Raw genomic sequence first — 18645 nt, 5'->3', positions numbered from 1 at the left:
AATAAGCAGCTTTTGTCTTCTATTGTAGCGGAAACGGTTTATTTCCGACATCAGGATGGTCTACTGTCCCTCGCGGGATCGCTCGAGGGACTTGAATGATGTTGCATTGTCCTCGAAGTAGAGCTGGACTTGGCCGACGGGGCCGTTACGGTGCTTGGCGATGATGATATCGACGATGTTCTTGTTTGGCGTATCAGGACGGACTCGGTCCTCTCGGAAGAGGAACATGACCACATCGGCGTCTTGTTCGATGGAACCGGATTCACGCAGGTCAGAGAGCTTCGGTCGTTGATCGGGTCGGGATTCGATCCCCCGAGAGAGCTGAGACAACGCGATGACGGGGATATTCAGCTCTCGAGCGAGCTGCTTCAGTCCGCGTGAAATTTCCGAGATTTCTTGGACACGATTGTCACCCGAGCGCGAGCGACCTTCCATGAGCTGGAGATAGTCGATGATGATGAGTCCAAGTTTGTGCTCGGCCTGGAGACGCCTGGCCATAGTGCGCATCTCCATGATATTGAGCGAGCCTGAATCATCGATGAAGATCGGGGCTTCGGACAAAACACCCATCGCGTCCGAGAGCTTTTCAAAGTCATTGCCGGGCCCCTCACTTCCGAGTTTGCCAGTGCGAAGGCGCCACAAATCAACACCTGCCTGGGCGGCGAGCATGCGGTCAATGAGCTGGTCTGCGCCCATTTCGAGGGAAAAGATGCCAACGGGGATCTTGGCATACACGCCGACTTGGCGGGCGATGTCGAGGGCGAAAGAAGTCTTGCCGACCGCAGGACGGGCGCCGATGATGATGAGGTCAGACTTTTGGAGACCGGCCAAGATATTGTCGAGATCAGGGAAGTGTGTCGGGACGCCGCGCAGCGAATGGTCGTTCTTGTGCAGCTCGTCGATCCGATCAAAGGCCGCCTCGAGGATGGACTTGATCGGGATGAAGTCCTGCTTGATGTATTTCTGAGAGATTGCGAAGAGCTTTTGCTCGGCATCATCGAGCACCGCTTGGACGTCTTCGGCATCGTCATACCCCATCTCGACGATCTGCGAGGCAGCACCGATGAGCCGACGGAGAAGCGCTTTCTTCTGGACGACCTTGGCGTAGTGGACGATATTGGAGGCCGAAGGGACGGCATTGACGAGCGAGGCGAGATAGCCCGAACCACCGACAGCTTCGAGGGTCTTCTTTTCCTCGAGGCGGTTGGCGAGCGAGAGGACGTCAATTGGTTCGCGTTCCTCGTACAGCCCGAGCATCGCCTCATAGATGCGGTTGTGGTCGTCCTTGTAGAAGTCGCCGACCTTCACGATATCAGCCATCTTGATGATGGCGTCCTTATCAAGCATGAGGGAACCCAGGACCGACTGCTCCGCTTCGAGATTATGCGGCGGGATGCGCACGTGTTCTGGGGTGGGGGAAGATTTGGCCATAGCAACAAGGGAATCAGTATCAGGTCTTTATTCTACCGGGTATCGGGCCTCGCTTCAATGGAGATAACGTGTGCATATCTTTCGGTCTTGACAGAATTGTTGATATGTACTATTATTTTCTTGCTCTTTACCAACCACTCTTGTTTTCACCTTGGAGAATGACCGATGAACGCGCCACTGCCGGAACACCTCCGTCTTCGTGGCGCTTCGCCCGGAGACTCTACGAATCAACAAGGGGCTTCGCTCGGACGCCTCGAGGACGTAGTCCTCCAACCACAAGAGCTTGTGTTACGGCGGATTATTCTGATCCAAGACGCGAAACCATCGAGCAATCACCGTCAGGCATACCAGGAACTCGCTCGATTCAAGAAGCGATTCGGGATAAAACCTAGCTCCGGGATGACCTTCCTCGTCGAGGACCCGGATTTCAGATGTTACCCGATTCTGGCTTGGTCAGCGATCCATGGAGATTACTTTATCTGGGCTGATAAGGCCCTGGTATTTGATTCCTCGACTAAACTCCGCGAACGACAGGGCGAATACCCGGAAGAGTTCGAGCGGCATGAACAGACTAAACTTCTGGCATGCGATGTCGAGCAATGCGATCTGCCGGCCCACCGCGTCAACTGGAGGGTATTAGTGCTTCTCAAGAGAGTGCAGCCTGGCGGTTAAGACATGCTTTTGTGTCGAACCGCCGTTTTTTTTTTTTTACTTCTTCCGGACGGTTTGGCCGTGCAGGCCGTCCTCGACCAGGTAGCCGAGTGCTGCGATTTGATCACGCAGAGCGTCTGATTGAGCAAAGTTTTTGTCTGCTCGGGCGAGCTCGCGTTCTCGGGCGAGCGTTTGGACGACTTCGGGGATAGTTGCTTTGATAGAGAGATCCAATCCAAAGACCGTGAGGATATGCTCGAAGAGGGGTAGGGTATCAGCAGCTGGGTCGGCGAGTTCGGACCCATCGATGAGGCGATTGAGTTCTTTCGCGAATTGGAGCACGATGGCGAGCGCCTCGGGCGTATTCAGATCATCATCCATGGCTGCATCGAAATGGATACTGAAATCGTCTGTGACTGTCTGGGGGCCGAACAGCCCGCGGGCTTGGTATTCGTTCAGTCGCAGATATGTCTGACGCAGGGTCTGAACATTGGTCTTGGCTTGCTCGAGTGCTTCCCAGGTGAAGTTCATCTGGCTGCGATAGTGCGCGCCGAGGTACAACATGCGGAGATCCATCGCGCTATAGCCACGTTCTAGGACGTCTTCGAGCCGATAGAAATTGCCTTTGGACTTCGACATCTTTTGGCCATCGACCAAGAGATGGCGAGTGTGGACCCAGTAGCGAGCAAATGGTGCCTGGTTACCGCACTCACTTTGTGCGATCTCGGCTTCGTGATGGGGGAAGATGTTGTCTTCGCCACCGGTGTGAACGTCGATAGTTGCTCCGAGCGTGGCTAAGTTCATGGCGCTACACTCGATATGCCAGCCCGGGTAGCCGACGCTCCAGGGCGAGTCCCAGCGCATCAGGTGACCCTCAGGTGCCTTGAGCCAGAGCGCGAAGTCCCAAGGGTGACGCTTGTCAGGGTGTTCCTCGAGCCTGGCGCCGACTTTGAGGTGCTCGAGCGTATTACCCGAGAGCCGGCCATACTCGGCATAGCTCGTCACATCGAAGAACACATTGCCGTTCACGGCATAGGCATGGCCACTAGCGATGAGTCCCTCGATGAAATGAATCATCTGCGGCACATAGGCCGTCGCATGCGGCTCCTCATGAGCCGGGAGGATGTTCAAGGCCTGTTCAGTCTGATGATAGTAGTTGGTATAAAATGCGACGATCTCAGCCGGAGTCTTGTGTTCGGCTTGGGCCTTCTTCGCGATCTTGTCTTCACCACTGTCACCTTGGGCGACGTCATCCGCCGTCAGATGGCCGACATCGGTGATGTTTTTCACATGCTGGACTTCGAAGCCGCTCAGGCTGAGTGTACGGCGGAGCGTGTCCGCCATGACAGAGGCGCGGAGATTACCGATGTGAACATAGTCATAGACCGTCGGACCGCAGGTGTACAGCTTCACCCGCGGTGGCTCGAGGGGGACGAACACTTCTTTTTTCTTGGACAGGGTATTGTGGAGGGAGAGCATTCAAGGAGAATATCGAATCTAGAATCTAGAATAGGCGGGAATTAATCGAAAAGCAATAAACCTTCCGGCTTCCCTGATACTCTATCCCAGGTTCTTCGTCAGATCCAGCGTTTGTAGCGAAAGAGGACGATAGTGAAGGCGGAGATGAAGATCATGACCCCCAAGTGCAGCCAGAAACCGAGGTGGCTGCCCGCGAAAGGAAGATGCTCGGTATTCATCGACATTGCATTGGAATAGACCGTGAGGGGGAGAATGACGGCCGAGAAAACCGTGAGCACCTTCATCGTCTGCTCGATCTTGTTCGAGAGAAGGGAATTATTCGTCGCTTCGAGGGCTTCGATGGTTTCTTTATTGCCTTCGAGCATATTCCAGACACGGATATTCGTGCCGATCAGGTCTTGGAAATAGACGTGGAGCTCAGCCGGAATAATCGGATGCTTGGAGGCAAGGAGACTTTCGATGAGGGAGCGCTGGGGCTTCAGGGTCCGGCGGAAATTCAGGATATCGCGTTTGACGAGTGAGATCTCGAAGACCATCTCGCGTTCATGGCCAGAAAAGACTTCGGTTTCGATCCCGTCGATTTTTTCTGAGATATGACGAAGTTTGGGGAAGCAGGAATTCAGGAGGATTTCGAGCAGGCGGTAGACCAGATGCGTCGGAGTCTCTTCCATGTGGATCCGACGCTTGCCTTCACTTTTCTCTAGTTCGCCGAAAAATTTTCCAATCTGATAGATGGGGTGGCGATGAGCGGTGATGAGATAGTCGCGAGTGAGGATGATGTCGAGTTCGCCGGCATACGTCGTCCGCTCCTTCACATCAAAAAGCGGAATATGGATCGAGAAGAAAATGCACTGATCGTATTGGAGCACCTTGGGCTGATACGTCGGAGTGACCAGCTCTTCCAAGACAATTGGGTGGATATCGAAATTCTCGTGCAGATAACTGACGTCGTCTTTCGTCGGCGACTCGAAATCAATCCACGTGAGATGCTTGTGAGTAAGCGTGCGCATGTTTGTGTTGGTCTGTAGACTTTAGTATACCACCACACGAGGGAAAGGGGATGTAAAGATAGAGGCCGCGTTCTCGATTGTCGCTTTTGATTGCTTCGGTCATAGACTCCCTCGTAATGACAAAGATTGTTAGCTTATTTGATAGGGGAGAGTTTCCAATGCAGAAGTCTTCTCTAGACAAAAATCTGCACATGGGGTATCTTCTTCCTATGTTCCGAACCGTAGTGCTCGCTCTCATCCGGCTTTATCAGCGGACGCTTTCATTGAATCACGGCCTCTTGGGCCTCATCGTGTCCGAGCGCTACTGCCGCTTTCATCCGACTTGCTCCGAGTACTCCTATCAAGCCATCAAACGCTTTGGAGTGCTCCGAGGAGGCTGGATGGGATTCAAACGAATCCTGCGCTGCCAGCCCTGGTCCGAGGGAGGATATGACCCCGTCATGCCGCCCGCGGGAGATCGTTGACTTAACATTTCATAAAGAGGAGAAATATCTTGCCTCATCGTGGTGTTGCAACAGTTTCAATCCCCCAGCGCCATCCTGGCAAAGCTCGCTATCACTTGGGATCTGATCCCCTGGTGCCGGGAAGTGATCTCGTTGTTCGAAAGGGGAAGAAGAAAAAGAAAGTGAGATCGGTAACCTCGCCTCCGCCTGGAAAGATGCGCTGCATGCAGGTGCTGCCAGAGCATAAGATCCACATTTCTGTGGCCGAAGCGCGCAAGGAGCATTACATGTCAACAAGTCCTACATGCCAGAACTGCCAGCACAACCCACTGTGCCGAGGCTAACGGGCTAAGAGCTCACTGGGTATTGCAGGATAGGGGGCCCTCTCACGAAGAGGACCCCTTTCAATTATCATTCGACCATCCACTGTGTTGCACTGCCTGGGAGTCATCATGAAGAAAAGTCTTCGAAAGAACGGTCACCACGCGAGACAGAAAGAACGGAAGGTGTTCGAAATGAGGTGCCTCGTGGCTGAATTGCGGCGTGGTGGCGATAGACAAGTCATCCTTGATCCGAAGCTGGCGCGAAAGAACTATGACCCACGTAACGACCTATGTAAACTCACTTGCAAGTACCAGTGTCGTCCGCGTGGTCAAAAATAGTAGCTCGCAGCAAATCTGGCTGTTCAACAGAAGAAAGGAGGAAGCGATGGGACGTCAGCGGAAAGCTGTGCCTCAGCTCGTGGCCCCACCTGCCCTGAAGCCGGGACAGGTACGGTGTCTACAAGCCGTGATTCACGCCGGTGGACCAGCGATTGTTGATAGACAGGTCGCCCGAGAGCACTATGTGAGGCAGTGCGGGCTCTGTGTCGTTTGCGCCCATGCCTGTATCAGGCGAAACGAGGACGAAGCAAGTTAATTGAGTGAGGACAGGGGGGTGATGCGATGCAATGGTCTCCGAAACGACGAAAAGGCAATTCACTGCGGGAAAAGCCGAACGCTGGTGGAGGGGTTTCAGATGATCCCGACGTCCACGTGTCATGTGAAATAGCGGGGGGTGAGAGGATTCGGCTCGGAATAGCGGCGGAATTCCAAGCCGTCAACAGTCTGGTCTGCTATGATTGCGAGCATCGGCGGCCCTGCGGCCGACTGTACATGGCGGCCCACAGTGATAAATAATGGTCGCTGTCGTGACATGATCACGGCATGCATCCAGAAGCCCGAGACACTCTCTGGGCTTTTCTTGTATCATTGTGAGTCTGTACGTTAATTAGCACTCTCACTTGACGAGTGCTAAAGCATTTTTTATACTAGAGTCATGGATACAAATGACCGCCAAAAAGAAGTGCTCGCCGCTGTGGTCGAGCTGTATACGAAGACTGCCCTGCCCGTCGGGTCCGAGGCACTTTTGGAGCAGCACCATTTTTCGGTGAGTTCAGCGACCCTCAGGAGCGACATGCTCGCACTCGAGGAGGCGGGGTACCTCTATCAGCCGCATACGTCGGCTGGCCGCATCCCGACGGACGCAGGGTATCGCTACTATGTCGAAGAGATGATGCGGGATAAGCCGCTGTCCAAGAAGGACCAGCTGAAACTCCAAGAGGAATTCCTCATCCTCCAGGCCAAGCACAATCGCACCGTCCGGACCACGGCCCGGCTCCTCTCGGTCCTCTCCGGCAATCTCGGCATCTCCGGTATCGTCGGCAAGGACGAGATGTACGATTTCGGGATGAAGTCCCTCATGGAGAATCCGGAATTCCAGGAGATGGACGAGCTCTGCCGCCTCGTCGAGACGCTCGACACCCTCGATGAGAATATCGAGACCCTGATGGCGGGACTAAAAGACGGCGAGACGCGCATCTATATCGGCGGGGAAAACCCGGTCGCGGGTATCGGAAACTGTGCGATGGTCGTCTCACCGTATCGGGACGCACACGGCGAACGTGGCATCCTCGCGATCATCGGGCCCAAGCGCATGGAGTACGCCAAGAACAAGTCCCTCATCGAGCATATGCGCCGCCTCCTCGGTTCCTCGCTCGTCATCATCGTCATCACGCAGGCACCAGTATGGTAAACCCTGACAGAACAGCAGATGACAAATCGGAAATAGATGAGACAGATAAACCGCTCACCGAAGCAGAACGTCAGAAACTCTTCGAAGCTGCGAAAAGCGCCATGACCCGCACCTCGTAATAAAAAATCCTATGACCAACAAAAAAGAACATTATCGCTTATCCTAACTCTCATCATCTATGTCTAAACACAATGAAATTGTGAAAAAAACTGAAGATCTCACCTGGGGACTCTTCACGGTTTCTCAGAAATTAATCCTATGGAATCCGCAAACTAAGAAATTTCTTCTGGTCAAAGAACCGGAATCTGATTTCTTTAAAAAGCATCCAGAGTATGACCCTTGGGTATTGCTCGGTGGTCACATGGAAGGAGAAGAATCACCTGAAGAAGCTTTACTCCGAGAGGTAGAAGAGGAGGCTGGTGATATCCAGTACGAACTTCTTGGCCCAGTTTTTGTGGTTCGCAGCCAGTGGGCATCTCGCCCGGGAATTTCCGTGATACATCTCGGTCTTTACAAGACTGGAGAAATTGAACTGAGCGAAGAACATAATGAGTATATTTGGAAGACACCTGAAGAGATTTGGAGCGATGAAAAAATATATCCCGTTCTGCGTGAGGCCTTCCTAAAAGCACAAACTCGTCTCATAGAACAAGGATATCTGAGTGATGTCCAACGTCTCACGGCAGACTTCGAGAATTACAAGAAGCGCGTGAAGAACGACAGAAATTATTTGAAGCAGTGAAGAGTACCATCACCCGAACATCCTAATCAAAAAATCTATGCCTGAGAAAAAACATGACCATTTGCAGCATCAGCATCACGCCATGTTCCAGCTGAGCCAGAAAGTGGTGCTCTACGATGCGATGACCAAGAAATTCCTTCTGGTCCGGGATGCTCACCCTGAGTTTGAATTTTACAAGAAGTATGGTCCATGGGATCTGCCGGGTGGGCGGGTGCATGCCGGTGAAGATCCGGCAGAAGCTATCGGGCGTGAGTTGCAGGAAGAAATCGGTGATGTCTCCTATGAACTGAAGGAAGTCGTCACGGGCTGCCTGATGCAGGTCACTCGCGATGGACGGGTAATCGACCGGACAGTTCTGTTCTCTCTCGCACTTTACACGGGCGGTGAACCGAAACTCAGTGATGAGCACGATCGATTTGAATGGCGAGACCTCGAAGCGATAGAGAATGACTCGGAATGCAAGGAGTGGTTGAAGAATGCGGTTGCGGCTGCGCTCATGAGGATCAAGGCACAGGAAGGAGCGAGTGATGTGCTCCGCATCCTCGCCGACTTCGAGAACTACAAGAAACGGGTGAAGAACGATGAGAAGGAGCTTTATGGTCACCTGACCAGCCAAATCGTCACCGAACTCATCCCAGTGCTCGATAATTTCCACGCCGCGACCGAGCATGTCCCAGCCGATGCGGCGGGCAGTCCCTGGGTCACGGGTATTACGTATATCGAGAAGCAGTTTGAGGATGTTTTGGCCAATTACGGTGTCACGCCTCTCGAAGTGAAACCAGGCGACGCGTTCGACCCCACCCAGCACGAAGCGCTCTCAATGACCAACAACCAACCACTTACTACCCACGACGAGAAAGACAATGGTGATCAGGAGCAGGAGTCGTCGGTTGTAGGTCGTCACTTGATAGTGAAGGTTGTCCAGAAAGGCTACAAGATAAAAGATAAACTCGTCCGTCCCGCAAAAGTGACGGTCACCTCGTGACTGTCATCCTGAGCGAGTCTTCGAGTCGAAGGATCTCAATCCAAAAAAGCAAGATTTCTCGATTCGCGGACTCACTCGAAATGACAAATTGTAAGTAATCAACGTAACTTATCTAAGTACAAACATATGGCAAAGATACTCGGCATCGACCTCGGGACCACTAACTCGGCGATGGCGTTCGTCGAAGGTGGCACCCCCAGTGTCATCGAAAACAAGGAAGGCAATCGCACCACACCCAGTATGGTCGCGATCTCGAAGACCGGGGAGCGCCTCGTCGGACTCCTCGCCAAGCGCCAGTCTGTCACCAATCCCGAGAACACCCTATTCTCCGTGAAGCGCCTCATCGGCCGTCACTTCAATGACGACGAAGTGAAGCGCGACATGAAGACGCTTCCCTACAAGATCGTGCAGGCCGGCGAGGGCGTGAAGATCGTCATGGGCGGTAAGGAGTACAGCCCGCAGGAGCTCTCCGCGATGGTTCTGGCCAAGCTCAAAGCCGATGCGGAGGAGAAACTCGGTGAGAAAATCACCGATGCTGTCATCACCGTCCCGGCCTACTTTGATGACTCGCAGCGCAAAGCGACCAAGGAGGCGGGTGAGATTGCTGGCTTCAATGTCCGTCGTATCATCAATGAGCCGACCGCCGCAGCTCTCGCCTATGGTTTCAACAAGAAGAAAGACGAAAAGATCGCCGTCTATGATCTCGGGGGCGGGACCTTCGATATTTCCATCCTCGAAGTCTCAACCGATACCGTTGATACGGTTGAAGTAAAGTCGACCAATGGTGATACCCATCTCGGTGGTGATGACTTCGATCAGCGAGTGATCCACTGGATCCTCGATGAGTTCCGGAAGCAGGAGGGTATCGACTTGTCCAAAGACCCGCTTGCCCTCCAGCGCATCAAGGAAGCCGCTGAGAAAGCCAAGATCGAATTGTCTACCGCGCAAGAAACCGAAATCAATCAGCCGTTCATCACCAGCGGTGCCGACGGTCCGAAGCACCTCGTCATCAAACTCACCCGGGCCAAACTCGAGGAACTCGTTCACGACTTGATTGAAGGGACACTTGAGCCTGTAAAGAAAGCCCTCGCCGATGCCAAGCTCTCGGTCGGTGATATCAATGAAATCGTGCTCGTCGGTGGGATGACCCGTATGCCGCTTGTTCTCGCGACGGTTGAGAAGTTCTTCGGCAAGAAGCCGAACATCACCGTGAACCCGGATGAAGTCGTCGCCATCGGTGCTGCCATCCAGGGCGGCGTGCTCGAGGGGAGCGTGAAAGATGTACTCCTCCTCGATGTGACGCCACTCACGTTCGGTATCGAGACACTCGGCGGTGTCCGCACCCCCCTCATCGATCGCAATACCACCGTCCCCGTAACACGGAGCCAGACCTTCTCCACCGCGGTCGATAATCAACCGCAAGTCGAAATTCATGTCCTCCAGGGTGAGCGTGAGATGGCCACCGACAACAAATCGCTCGGCCGCTTCGTCCTCGACGGTATCCCACCAGCACCGCGTGGCATCCCGCAGATTGAAGTCAGCTTTGACATCGACGCGTCGGGTATCTTGTCTGTGACGGCCAAAGACAAGGCGAGTGGCAAGACCCAGTCTATCCGCATCGAGTCCAGTACTGGTCTCTCCAAGGACGAGATCGAAAAGATGAAGAAGGACGCCGAGCTCCACGCCGAAGAAGACAAGAAAAAGAAAGAGCTGATCGAAGTGAAAAATATGGCAGACACGCTGTCCTACTCGACCGAAAAAGCCATGAAGGACGCGGGCGACAAGCTAACCGATGATGAGCGCAAACCCGTCTTGGAAAAGCTGGAAGCCTTGAAAAACCTGAAAGATAGCCAGGATGTGGAGGCCATCAAGAAGGCAACTGAGGAACTGTCCCAGGCCGCCCAAAAGATCGGCGAGAAGCTGTATAAGGCTGCACAAGAGGCCCAAGCTGCTTCTGCAGCTCAAGGAAGCCCTGCTGGCAATGCTTCTGACGCTTCGGCAGATGCAGGCCAGGCCAAAGACGCCGAAGTAGAGTCCACCTCGGCTTCAGACGGGGAGAAGCCGAAAGATGAAGGAAAGCCTGCCTCGGATGCGAAGGCAGATGGGAAGTAAGGAGTAGAATAGAAGCAGGGTCTCGGCCCTGCTTCTATTCATAATCACAAATCTATGATCGAGCGTATCAAGGACATCTTCTATCGGCCGAATTTCTTCCGTGCCCAGACCTTCACTTTCGGTCAGAGTCTGCACTTTTACTCGCTGACGGTACTTTGTTTCGTTGTGATGGCTGTGCTTTCCATGCTCCCGAGTGCGGTGACGGTCATCCAGTCAATCCGTTCGGGAGAGTGGCAAGTGCAAAAGAGCATCGTCGCTGGACTCTATCCAGATGATCTGACACTCACCGTGAATCGCGATACAGTCACCACGAATCAAGCAGGACCAGTAGTGATTCCACTCCCCGAAGCCTGGCGCGCAATGGCTGAGTGTGACATGCGCCGCTGCGTCAGAGAAGAGCTACCAGCAAATCTCCTCGTGATCGACACGAAACAACCGATCAATCAGTCTGACTTTGCTGAGCTCGATACGGTCGCTATCCTCGGGGCACAGGAAGTTGGCTTTCATAATCCAGATCGCGGCGAAACACGCATCTTCAATCTGAAGGAAGCTGGGTTCAATGACCGTCTCATCGTGACCCCGGCCCGGTTCGCAGAGTGGGTGGAGCGCGGCTTCGCGGTGGCTCGGACGGGGCTCTTGGTGCTCATGTTCTTCATGCCGGCTCTCATGTACCTGGGCGTCTGGATCGCCTATCTTCTGTATGCACTCTTCGGCGCCCTTGTCGTCTGGATCGCCGCGAGCATTCGCAAACAGCAACTCACCTATGGTCGGGCCTATCTCTCGACGCTCTATCTCCTCCCGGCTCCGCTCGCCTTCTGCTTTCTCCTGACGGCCACGTCTGCCCATGTCCCACTCCTCTTCACCCTCGTCTTGTTCCTCGTGGCACTCACGAATTTCCCCAAAGCAGAAGCATTCGCCGCCCCGGTGAAGATCACTCCTGCCGATTCGTCAGCCTTGCCGAAAGATGTTGAAGTAGAGCCTGCCTCGGCTTCAGACGGGGAGAAGCCAGCCGAAGAAGCACCAAAGGAAGAAAAGAAGTAAGAGTAAAAAAGCGGGGCATTTTGCCCCGCTTAATTTATGAAATATCCACTAATTATTTTGGGAGCAGGCGCCGCATTCGACTATGTTGAGGATAGGTTTAATTCCTTGAGTGTAGCCGGTGGCATTGATTTTAGATTGAAACCACCACTTACGAAGGATCTCTTTCATGAAAGATTTAAGCAGTTTATCGCAACAAATAATATAGTTTCTGGTATTGCTTCAAGCATGACAGACGAAGCAATTGGAGATTTTGAGAAATTTTTAACTAAAATTCAAAACGAATATGCGCCACGGAATAAGGAGAGATATCAGCAACTTATTGCCCTAAGACTGTACTTAAGGGATCTATTTAGGGAGATAAGTAATAACTATTTTAGCCCTGTCAACAATTATCGTGGACTTATAGATCGATTGGGTGACTACTGCGGTGGCAACGCCATTGTAGTAAATTTTAATTATGACTTACTTTTCGAGAAGAATCTCAGCTTTTATAACAATTCCAATGGCTTTCAAAGGGTTGATGATTACATTAGTGATGCACACTTGAAAGTTATTAAGATTCACGGAGCGTACAATTGGATCCAGATCGTCGATGAAAGTGATTCACATCTCGCACCAAAAAATGACGAATACCTTTATAGGCATGCAGAGCGGATTCACAATGATTTAAAGATCACTGAATTAGATGAGGAGATATATATCGATGGACATTATCGTAAGATTCTTAAAATTGGGACTACAACAACACATCGTTACTCCGTGCCTTCACTAGCAATTCCTATTACTGATAAGAAAAATTTTGTATGCCCAGAACGACATGTAAAGTTATTGACCGATTCCTTTGAAAAAATTGACGGAATTTTAATAATTGGATGGAAGGCGGGAGATGATTACCTGGTTGATTTAATTAATAAAAATTTTCAGAAAAGCGAAATTCCTTTTGGGATTGTATCTCCAAATGCTAATCTCACTGCTGAAAAATTTCCGGGAATCAAAATAGAACTATATAAAAAAGGATTCACCGATTTTATGCGCGCTAGCACCAATGGCGTAGAGTCATTCTTTAGTCTATAAAAATTATTTTTATGACCCAGCCACAACAGCAGATTCAGATCAAGGCGAATGATAAGGCTTTAAAGAGGGAGGATACAAGCCCGTGGAAGACATTATGAAGAAAAAAGCCATAATTTTTGATCTTGATGGTACGGCCATTGATTCGCCCGTTCAGAAACTCCCGACCGAATCGCTGAAACAGGCGATACGGGCTGCTCAGGAGAGATATTTTCTGAGTTCGGCGACGGGTCGAGTGTGGTCGTTCGCAAAGCCAGTGCTCCAAGCACTCGGGTTGACGGATCCCTGTATTATCTCTGCCGGAACGCAGATTTGTAATCCGGTCACCGGAAACATTTTGTGGCAGAAAAATATTGATCCATCAGCCCTCGTCCAAGTGGTCTCAATTTTTTGTGAATATCCTGAGTGGAAACTGCTCTTCAATGACGGGACGGAGGAGGACTATTTCCACGGTGGGGTGTTTCCGAAAGATTTTTCAACTCCTGACCCAGTCTATTTCCTCGAGCAGGTATTTGTTCCAGATACCTTGGCCGCGGAGCTTTTCGGAAAACTTTCCAGCATAGCAGGGATTACCTGCGTGATGGTCGTATCGCAGAAACCAGGTCTTAAAGACTTGCATATCGTAAACAGCGAGGCGACCAAGGAACAAGCGGTGGCGCAGCTATTGGGTATTCTTGGATCGAGTAAGGATGATGCTATCGGTATCGGGGACGGTCACAACGATATGCATCTCTTCAATGCTGTCGGGTATAGGGTCGCTATGGGAAATGCGATACCAGAATTAAAAAATGTCTCCGATGAGATCATCGGATCTGTGAAAGAAGACGGACTTGCTCGTTACTTGAGGTCCCTCCATTGATTATTCTAATCCACTCAACAGTATCACGCATGCGAATCTGAAGGGGGTTCGAGGGAGTTAATCAGGATGATTGACAACGAGTAACGCTTGCTATTAACTAGAACCACCAACTTTAGAAGGAGATGGTTATGTGGTTACGTAGAGATGTTCCTTTGCAAGACTCTCACCAAGAGCCAGAGCTCCGCCCGATGAGCTGGCTCATGGGGGTATGTGGAGACAATGTCGCCGACTTCTGGGGTACGCCCCAACAGGTCGAGGCATTCGTCAATATCATTCACGAAATTACTGGTGCCCATCTGGACTGGTACTCCACTGGCACCGCAAAGGTCATCATGCATCTTGGCTTGCCTGCGAGCCGCCGACGAGTGGATCTAGCTATCGCCAATCTGCGTGATTATCCGGAAGTGACGATACGCCGCACTTATCCTGCAAGTTACCGTATCAGGGCATATTGGCAATCGTAGAGTCGGTGGGGTTAGCACCGCCTATAAGATCAGGGTGGTGGAGTCGTTGATTCCGCCACCCACTTTTTCTTTATCGAATACTTCTATGAAATTCATCATCATTTACATCACGCATGCGAATATGAAGGAGGCGAATGTTTGATAAAAAGGCCTTTTTATCAAAAGACCGGCAGTGCTACACTGTAGGCATATGAAGACATTCCTTATTATCTCCGCATCCATCGTCCTCATAGGAATTGCTTGGTATGGCCTCTCACCGCTTTTCGATACCAAAGTAGTGAATGATCCAGCACCGGAAAAGGGTGTCACCACCGAAGACGCTCTCGTCGTTACAGGCGATGCCGCGAAAAACCCGCGCCAAGAAACCGATGTCATCACACCTCCTTCCAAACGCATTCCGATCGTCGACACTCCTGCCCATCCTGCCTCTGGCTTTGTACGCATCGTGAAAGATGGTGATCAGACGATCATCCGCTACGAAGACTACAAAACCATCAATGGCCCCGATGTCCGAATCTATCTAGCCAATGATCTCCAAGCAGCAGACTACATTGATCTCGGGCCCATCAGGGGGACCGAAGGCAACATCAATTACCCCGTGCCGGCCGGTGTCGATATAGCCCGCTATCGCTATGCGCTCACCTGGTGCGAAGACTTCTCAGTGCTCTTCAATTCTGCCGATCTTTCCCTGGGACAATAGACGGTTCTTGCGTGATGCAAAGCGTCAATGCTCTCCGAACACTGTTCCCATCGACTTCGATGCGCAGTGACGACGCGAGGTGTAGAATACGATAGGAATATAACACCAACAAATATAAAAACTTATGGAGAATAACACCCCCATGCCGCTAGCAGCTGGGCGGAAGAATGGTTTGTTTGTGACAATCGCGTTCGTGATACTTGCCTTGGGTTCGACGGCTACGGGTTACTATTTTTTCTTCTACCAACGTGAGCTCCCCGTCACGGATGACACAGCAAAGAAACCAGCTCTATCGGCTGAAATCAGTAATCCGGTAGAGTATTTCTTCAAACACTTTTCTGTCAAGGATTACCAGGTAGCCATGGACCAGAGTGGGAAAGGGAATTCGACATTCACGTTTTACTACCAAAAGGGAGTCCTCATTAGAGTAGACACGCATAATACCTACGGTGATACCAGTGCGATTATCAAGGATGGGAAGCTCTATTCTTTGAATAACAAAGATAAAACGTTCGCTGAGCTAGAGATGAGTGCTCCGCAGGCGCAGCGTCTACTCGCTATCTACAAAGTTGGGTCGATGATTGACCCCATTCTTCAGGGGGAAACCCCCATCGCTCCGCCGTGGATACTGATACCCGAGAGTACTGGGAATGGCCGTCAGACTATCGGCTACAGGACCAGTGGTCGAAAATTGCTTTCGTATGCGTATGTGCCGGACAATGTCACGGTGGATATCGAAGTATATATTGACCCTACGACTGGACTTTTCTCGTCGATAGTGATGAATACTCCAGGGAAACAAGACAAGGCTGAAGCGGAACTTCACTACACGGAGATTGGTGATATTGAATCCCTCAAGCGTTTCCCGATGAACTACAAAAAAGTGGATCCAATTTAGAGATTTCCAGCCGTGCCGCTGTTGGGATACGAGAGATGTGCATCGGTCAATACCGTCAGGACCGGCACACCGCGTTTTTGCTGCATCCATATCGACAAAATCGCGATTTCATGTATACTCAATCCCGTGTAAAACCACACCACAGGAGAAGGATGATGAAGATGAAGGTGTTTCAACCAGGTGAATTGTTCTTGTACGGAGCTGGGGAGGAGCGGAAACTCGGTGAAGTGATGGGGACCGGCAAGATCGGAATCGCGATCGGCGAAGGACAGTCAATCCTCTTCGTGGGAAGTCAACCAGTCAAGGCAGTCATCCCCGTTGATGCTGTGCGGAAACCGAGAGGATTGAGGATGTTAGTGCTGAAAGATGTGATATGTGCTATCACCGCTATCCGGCTCATCTTCCCCACCGCAGAGGACACATCGTCTTGACTGTACGGTCCGCCACTAGAGCTTTCCCACTTAGCTGCCCTGCGACGCAATCCGTCCGGGGCGTTTTTTTTATGTCGAAGCCTTGGATCAGTGATGAGTTATGTATATACTAGAAATATGAAACAAAATATCTTGATCGGTGCCGCCGTGCTCGTGGCCGTAATCCTCGGAGCGATCGTCATCGTGACATTTGTCGTCCCGGGTACAATTGATCGCTCAGCAAGTGCTGTACAACCGCCGACTCGTCCGCCGGAACGCGGGCCGCTCACTGACCAGTCTCTGGTGAAGGGATCCGAACGCCCCCAGCCTTCGACCACAGCGGGGAGTCGGCCGGTAGCCGTGACGACGGATGAAACGACGGCCTCGGCCGCTGTCATGACCAAGTCACTCGATGACAGCGTGTCGACACTCGCGAATCCGGTTTCCGTCATGGCGAGCGATGGTCAGCACTCGTTTCTCGTCGGTCAGCCGAAGGGTCAAAACTCGAAGCAGCCGCGCAAAATCATCTTTTCTCTTCCTGGTCATGGCTCTACGGCAAAGCAAGACTATGCCGCCTGGCAATCGCATATCATAAGCGGCGACTATGCACTGGCGAGCGTCGGTTGGTGGGACGGGGAGGGCGAGAAAACGACAGATTACTTGCGTCCGGATGAAGTCCTCGCCGCGATCCGTGCCTTTCTCGATACCTACGGTTATGCCGCAGATGATTTCGTCGTGCTCGAAGGCTTCTCTCGCGGAAGTGCCAACACGTATGCTGTGAAGGCGTATGATGTCGTCAGTGGCCACCCGGTCATCGATGCCGTGATCTCAGCCTCGGGCAAATACCAAAAGGATTTCCCACTCACCCCGGATCAATCGACCTACTCGGGTGGTCGGCTCTACCAAGGCGTGCCGTGGATACTTGCCTGTGGAGCGAAGGACGACAATCCGACGCGCGATGGTTGCGAAGGCATGACCGAGACAAAGACCTATCTGACGGGCATGGGCGCCAATGTCTTGAAGCTCCTCGAGGACCCGAACGGTGGACACGGTGCCTTCCATCAGAGTCCGCTCAAACTGCCAGAGCAGGCGTTCAAACTCCTCGACACCCTGCCTGCAGCCAATCCTCACTAGCACCTGCTCGCCTAGCGGTTGACATTGTCACCTATGGTGCTAGGATACGCCATTGAACTTTGACAACTCATCACACCGAAAGGAGGATTCCCATGTCCAGTATGCCCGCGTCTGCCACCCAGCGACGCCCAATTCCGACCGCTGCATCGCTCGTCGTTAACCTGGCAGCGCAGCTCAAGTCTGAATTCCCAGGACTTGATGTCCGTATCGATGGACGGAAATACGACTGCCAATGTGGTACCAAGCGAGAGATCTGCGTGAAAGGATTAACGGAAAATGGACACATCCACATCAACGTCCATGCGCCTCCCGCACGGCGATTCATGTTCATAATGAACGCGAGGCATCAAGCCGACATCAACACGGCTATTCGTGGATGGTGTCTCGAACATGGCTATGACCTCACGATCGCATAGTAGGAATTATTGCAGTTTCCACCACGTCCTGCTGCCCCCTGGCCTCACAGTCTCCGGGGCTTTTTTCTGCCTAATTCTCACACATTCCCACTTGCAGCTCCGGAGAAATTCTGCCAGGATGAAGTGCTTATGGAAATCCGTTCCGCCACATTCATCAAAGGAGTCATCGGCTCCGAGGGATTGCCGGAGCCGTCGCGGCCGACGGTCGCGTTTTTCGGCCGTTCCAATGTCGGCAAGTCGAGCGTCATCAACACACTCACCGGACAAAAAGACTTGGCCCATGCCAACAAACGCGCTGGGCGGACGACCGAGATCAATTATTTCCTCATAAATGACAGCTGGTACCTGGCGGACTTACCGGGGTATGGCTATGCCAATGTCCCTGGACCACTCCGCAAGAAAATGGCTGGCTATATCTCTTGGTTTGCAGCCGATATGTCGATCGATATCCGGGCGGCCGTGTTGATCGTCGATGCCGAAATCGGGGCCAAGGACTCGGACCGCGACATCTTCCGGCTGCTGATGGAATATGGACGTCCGGTCATCATCCTCGCCAACAAGTGCGACAAGGGACGGCGGACGGATGTAGACAAAAATATCCGCTCATTCGAAACCGAGTTTGCTCCAGCTCGCGTCATCCGGCACTCGGCCAAGACCGGGGAGGGGCGCAGCGAGCTCCTCAGCGCAATTTTCGAAAACAAGAGCGCCTGACGGTCGGAGTTTCGA

20 protein-coding genes are annotated in these 18645 nt (G+C 52.2%); 16 read left to right on the top strand and 4 right to left on the bottom strand.

What is annotated here, in order from left to right; translation table 11 throughout:
* Positions 1–60: 60 nt before the first annotated feature.
* Positions 61–1431 carry a replicative DNA helicase gene (dnaB, locus tag IPJ68_02480; protein ID QQR79116.1) on the bottom strand — a complete coding sequence of 457 codons (1371 nt, stop codon included), beginning with the start codon at positions 1429–1431 and terminating at the stop codon, positions 61–63.
* A gap of 165 nt (positions 1432–1596) precedes the next feature.
* On the opposite strand from dnaB, the gene IPJ68_02475 reads away from it, so the two are divergent.
* Positions 1597–2103: a hypothetical protein gene (locus IPJ68_02475; GenBank protein QQR79115.1), complete on the top strand. Its 507-nt coding sequence runs from the start codon at positions 1597–1599 to the stop codon at positions 2101–2103.
* Between the two features lie 36 nt (positions 2104–2139).
* On the opposite strand, the gene IPJ68_02470 is transcribed toward IPJ68_02475, so the two are convergent.
* Positions 2140–3561, bottom strand: coding sequence for a cysteine--tRNA ligase (locus tag IPJ68_02470; GenBank protein ID QQR79114.1), 1422 nt, complete (start codon positions 3559–3561; stop codon positions 2140–2142).
* A gap of 98 nt (positions 3562–3659) precedes the next feature.
* Positions 3660–4571 (bottom strand): magnesium transporter CorA family protein, encoded by a 912-nt coding sequence (locus IPJ68_02465; protein QQR79113.1) that lies wholly within the window; start codon positions 4569–4571, stop codon positions 3660–3662.
* 191 nt (positions 4572–4762) lie between these two features.
* Here IPJ68_02465 and yidD point away from each other — a divergent pair, with 191 nt between their 5' ends.
* The 11 genes from yidD (at position 4763) to IPJ68_02410 (ending at position 15959) form a co-directional block, all read left to right on the top strand.
* On the top strand, positions 4763–5035 hold the full coding sequence (gene yidD / locus IPJ68_02460; GenBank protein ID QQR79112.1) for a membrane protein insertion efficiency factor YidD: 273 nt from the start codon (positions 4763–4765) through the stop codon (positions 5033–5035).
* Positions 5036–6331: 1296 nt separating this feature from the next.
* On the top strand, positions 6332–7087 hold the full coding sequence (locus IPJ68_02455) for a hypothetical protein (protein QQR79111.1): 756 nt from the start codon (positions 6332–6334) through the stop codon (positions 7085–7087).
* 178 nt (positions 7088–7265) lie between these two features.
* On the top strand, positions 7266–7829 hold the full coding sequence (locus IPJ68_02450; protein QQR79110.1) for an NUDIX hydrolase: 564 nt from the start codon (positions 7266–7268) through the stop codon (positions 7827–7829).
* A gap of 37 nt (positions 7830–7866) precedes the next feature.
* Complete coding sequence (grpE, locus tag IPJ68_02445; GenBank protein ID QQR79109.1) at positions 7867–8814, top strand: nucleotide exchange factor GrpE; 948 nt, start codon at positions 7867–7869, stop codon at positions 8812–8814.
* Between the two features lie 126 nt (positions 8815–8940).
* Positions 8941–10926, top strand: a complete 1986-nt coding sequence (gene dnaK / locus IPJ68_02440) for a molecular chaperone DnaK (GenBank protein ID QQR79108.1) — start codon at positions 8941–8943, stop codon at positions 10924–10926.
* A 54-nt stretch (positions 10927–10980) separates the two neighbouring features.
* A complete protein-coding gene (locus IPJ68_02435) occupies positions 10981–11967 on the top strand; it encodes a DUF1189 family protein (protein ID QQR79107.1) in 987 nt (328 codons plus the stop codon).
* A 36-nt stretch (positions 11968–12003) separates the two neighbouring features.
* Positions 12004–13041: a hypothetical protein gene (locus IPJ68_02430; GenBank protein ID QQR79106.1), complete on the top strand. Its 1038-nt coding sequence runs from the start codon at positions 12004–12006 to the stop codon at positions 13039–13041.
* Between the two features lie 94 nt (positions 13042–13135).
* A complete protein-coding gene (locus IPJ68_02425) occupies positions 13136–13897 on the top strand; it encodes an HAD family phosphatase (GenBank protein QQR79105.1) in 762 nt (253 codons plus the stop codon).
* 152 nt (positions 13898–14049) lie between these two features.
* Positions 14050–14361, top strand: coding sequence for a hypothetical protein (locus IPJ68_02420; protein QQR79104.1), 312 nt, complete (start codon positions 14050–14052; stop codon positions 14359–14361).
* A 190-nt stretch (positions 14362–14551) separates the two neighbouring features.
* Positions 14552–15061, top strand: coding sequence for a DM13 domain-containing protein (locus IPJ68_02415; GenBank protein QQR79103.1), 510 nt, complete (start codon positions 14552–14554; stop codon positions 15059–15061).
* Between the two features lie 124 nt (positions 15062–15185).
* Positions 15186–15959, top strand: a complete 774-nt coding sequence (locus tag IPJ68_02410; protein ID QQR79102.1) for a hypothetical protein — start codon at positions 15186–15188, stop codon at positions 15957–15959.
* Here IPJ68_02410 and IPJ68_02405 read toward each other — a convergent pair.
* The gene (locus IPJ68_02405) at positions 15956–16102 is read right to left on the bottom strand and encodes a hypothetical protein (protein ID QQR79101.1); all 147 of its coding nucleotides are present in this window, start codon (positions 16100–16102) and stop codon (positions 15956–15958) included. The two genes, IPJ68_02410 and IPJ68_02405, sit on opposite strands and share 4 nt — an antisense overlap.
* A gap of 9 nt (positions 16103–16111) precedes the next feature.
* On the opposite strand from IPJ68_02405, the gene IPJ68_02400 reads away from it, so the two are divergent.
* The 4 genes from IPJ68_02400 (at position 16112) to ysxC (ending at position 18630) form a co-directional block, all read left to right on the top strand.
* Positions 16112–16390, top strand: coding sequence for a hypothetical protein (locus IPJ68_02400; GenBank protein ID QQR79100.1), 279 nt, complete (start codon positions 16112–16114; stop codon positions 16388–16390).
* 117 nt (positions 16391–16507) lie between these two features.
* Positions 16508–17503, top strand: a complete 996-nt coding sequence (locus tag IPJ68_02395; protein ID QQR79099.1) for a hypothetical protein — start codon at positions 16508–16510, stop codon at positions 17501–17503.
* Between the two features lie 101 nt (positions 17504–17604).
* Positions 17605–17919: a hypothetical protein gene (locus tag IPJ68_02390; GenBank protein ID QQR79098.1), complete on the top strand. Its 315-nt coding sequence runs from the start codon at positions 17605–17607 to the stop codon at positions 17917–17919.
* A 129-nt stretch (positions 17920–18048) separates the two neighbouring features.
* Positions 18049–18630 (top strand): ribosome biogenesis GTP-binding protein YsxC, encoded by a 582-nt coding sequence (ysxC, locus tag IPJ68_02385; protein ID QQR79097.1) that lies wholly within the window; start codon positions 18049–18051, stop codon positions 18628–18630.
* Positions 18631–18645: the final 15 nt, after the last annotated feature.

The organism is Candidatus Moraniibacteriota bacterium (genome assembly GCA_016699425.1).
In the GTDB taxonomy this organism is placed as follows: Bacteria; Patescibacteriota; Minisyncoccia; order Moranbacterales; family UBA1568; genus SSEF01.
Note: the sequence above shows the minus strand (reverse complement) of the source record. Positions and strands in the feature narration are given on the sequence as shown.